The organism is Marinobacterium sedimentorum (assembly GCF_024267675.1).
Lineage (GTDB): Bacteria > Pseudomonadota > Gammaproteobacteria > Pseudomonadales > Balneatricaceae > Marinobacterium_A > Marinobacterium_A sedimentorum.
The window spans coordinates 1-226 of the sequence record NZ_JALDYX010000172.1; the positions used below are offsets into that span (position 1 = coordinate 1).

Here is a 226-nt window from a genome sequence, read left to right on the forward strand (position 1 = left end):
TTGAAGTGATCTAGTCATGCGGAAGCCCCTTCAACGTCACTAAATATTTTTTCTTTCTTTTGCCAAAAGTAATACACCAATACAAGGCTTATGGTGCTGATAAATAGCAGTCCGCCCAGAATCATTACGGTGTTAATAAACCCATAAATGCCAAGCAATGCTCCGGTTAAAATAGGACCTGTTACATTACCGATTCTCTCTGTAAGTCTAAAAATACCAATCGCTT

At 38.5% G+C, this 226-nt stretch carries 1 protein-coding gene; it reads right to left on the reverse strand.

Annotation, left to right across the window (positions count from 1 at the left end):
• Positions 1-14 precede the first annotated feature (14 nt).
• Positions 15-226: hypothetical protein (locus MRS74_RS23740; protein ID WP_254582743.1), on the reverse strand; the 212-nt coding region annotated here is incomplete at its 5' end.